The sequence below is a fragment of the Marinimicrobium locisalis genome, from assembly GCF_039822625.1.
Lineage (GTDB): Bacteria > Pseudomonadota > Gammaproteobacteria > Pseudomonadales > Cellvibrionaceae > Marinimicrobium > Marinimicrobium locisalis.
The window spans coordinates 1-2,501 of record NZ_JBDLLG010000044.1; the positions used below are offsets into that span (position 1 = coordinate 1).

Genomic DNA, 2,501 nt, shown 5'->3' on the forward strand with positions numbered 1-2,501 from the left:
TAAAAAAGTTTAAAAAAGGGCTTGCGTGGTCCGTCATTGATCCGTATAGTTCGCGCCTCTTCCGGAGTGAAGGGCAAGCCAAAAGGAGGGGGCGCTGCTTGAAAAACTTTTTTAAAATGAAGGGTTTACAAGCAAAAGTTAAAGTGTATAATGCGCAGCTCTTGAGGGATGAAGAGCGGATCAGAGAGGCCGGAAGCGGCGATCTGGTTCGGCGGATTTTGAAGGTTTTGGACGCTCTTCGGAGCCGACAAAAAAGTTTCAAAAAACGCTTGCTAAAACGGATTTGATGCGTATAATTCGCATCCCACGGTTGAGGCGCTGCCCTCGCCGAGAGTTCTTTAACAGAGAGATCAAGCAATGCGTGTGGGCGCTTGCGAGACAATCGGCGACACAAAGATTGTCAGACGCAAGTGACTCATCAATTCATCAGTAATGATGCATTAAGGTTAACGAGCGTCTGAGCCAAGATTAAGGTTCTTGAGGTATCCGGATAGTTTTAAGTAGTTGTCTGGAATAAGAGCTGCGTGATTTAAACTGAAGAGTTTGATCATGGCTCAGATTGAACGCTGGCGGCAGGCCTAACACATGCAAGTCGAGCGAGAAAGCCCTTCGGGGTGAGTACAGCGGCGGACGGGTGAGTAACGCGTGGGAATCTACCCAGTAGCGGGGGATAGCCCGGGGAAACTCGGATTAATACCGCATACGCCCTACGGGGGAAAGCAGGGGATCTTCGGACCTTGCACTATTGGATGAGCCCGCGTCAGATTAGCTTGTTGGTGGGGTAATGGCCTACCAAGGCGACGATCTGTAGCTGGTCTGAGAGGATGATCAGCCACACTGGGACTGAGACACGGCCCAGACTCCTACGGGAGGCAGCAGTGGGGAATATTGGACAATGGGGGCAACCCTGATCCAGCCATGCCGCGTGTGTGAAGAAGGCTTTCGGGTTGTAAAGCACTTTCAGCGAGGAGGAAAACGTGTTGGCTAATACCCAGCATGCTTGACGTTACTCGCAGAAGAAGCACCGGCTAACTCCGTGCCAGCAGCCGCGGTAATACGGAGGGTGCAAGCGTTAATCGGAATTACTGGGCGTAAAGCGCACGTAGGCGGCGAATTAAGCTAGCTGTGAAAGCCCCGGGCTCAACCTGGGAATTGCAGTTGGAACTGGTTTGCTAGAGTACGGTAGAGGAGTGTGGAATTTCCTGTGTAGCGGTGAAATGCGTAGATATAGGAAGGAACATCAGTGGCGAAGGCGACACTCTGGACTGATACTGACGCTGAGGTGCGAAAGCGTGGGGAGCAAACAGGATTAGATACCCTGGTAGTCCACGCCGTAAACGATGTCTACTAGCCGTTGGGAGCCTTGAGCTCTTAGTGGCGCAGCTAACGCACTAAGTAGACCGCCTGGGGAGTACGGCCGCAAGGTTAAAACTCAAATGAATTGACGGGGGCCCGCACAAGCGGTGGAGCATGTGGTTTAATTCGACGCAACGCGAAGAACCTTACCTACTCTTGACATCCTGAGAACTTGGTAGAGATACCTTGGTGCCTTCGGGAGCTCAGTGACAGGTGCTGCATGGCCGTCGTCAGCTCGTGTCGTGAGATGTTGGGTTAAGTCCCGTAACGAGCGCAACCCTTGTCCTTAGTTGCCAGCGATTCGGTCGGGAACTCTAAGGAGACTGCCGGTGACAAACCGGAGGAAGGTGGGGACGACGTCAGGTCATCATGGCCCTTACGAGTAGGGCTACACACGTGCTACAATGGACGGTACAGAGGGTTGCCAATCCGCGAGGTGGAGCTAATCCCATAAAACCGTTCGTAGTCCGGATTGGAGTCTGCAACTCGACTCCATGAAGTCGGAATCGCTAGTAATCGTGAATCAGAATGTCACGGTGAATACGTTCCCGGGCCTTGTACACACCGCCCGTCACACCATGGGAGTGGGTTGCACCAGAAGTGGCTAGTCTAACTTAGGAGGACGGTCACCACGGTGTGATTCATGACTGGGGTGAAGTCGTAACAAGGTAGCCCTAGGGGAACCTGGGGCTGGATCACCTCCTTAAACGATACGCTGATTTGTTTCGTAAGCGTCCACACGCATTGCTTGATCGACTGGTATTAGCAGTAATGACTCTGCAAGCTACAAGCCAAAAGCTGCAGGCTGGGGCTCAACTTAGTTGAGGCTTTCGCTTGAGCTTGAAGACGAAAGTTTTTTTAGGCCTGTAGCTCAGCTGGTTAGAGCGCACCCCACTTTCTATGAATGAAGAGGGGGTGAGGTCGGCAGTTCAAGTCTGCCCAGGCCGCGTGAAGCTGGCTGCGGGTTTATTTGAAGAGTAAAACTACAGGCCTGTAGCTCAGTTGGTTAGAGCGCACCCCTGATAAGGGTGAGGTCGGCAGTTCAAGTCTGCCCAGGCCTACCAATACTGGGGCTATAGCTCAGCTGGGAGAGCGCCTGCCTTGCACGCAGGAGGTCAGCGGTTCGATCCCGCTTAGCTCCACCA

Annotated in this window: 1 protein-coding gene, 3 tRNA genes and 1 rRNA gene; all 5 read left to right on the forward strand. The window is 52.8% G+C overall.

Annotated elements, in window-relative coordinates; translation table 11 throughout:
- The coding region (locus AAE514_RS18060) for a hypothetical protein (RefSeq protein ID WP_347332966.1) at positions 1–287 on the forward strand (287 nt) is incomplete at its 5' end.
- A gap of 244 nt (positions 288–531) precedes the next feature.
- A 16S ribosomal RNA gene (locus tag AAE514_RS18065) occupies positions 532–2,062 on the forward strand.
- Between the two features lie 154 nt (positions 2,063–2,216).
- Positions 2,217–2,304 (forward strand) — tRNA-OTHER (locus tag AAE514_RS18070).
- A 39-nt stretch (positions 2,305–2,343) separates the two neighbouring features.
- A tRNA-Ile gene (locus tag AAE514_RS18075) sits at positions 2,344–2,420 on the forward strand.
- Between the two features lie 5 nt (positions 2,421–2,425).
- A tRNA-Ala gene (locus AAE514_RS18080) sits at positions 2,426–2,501 on the forward strand.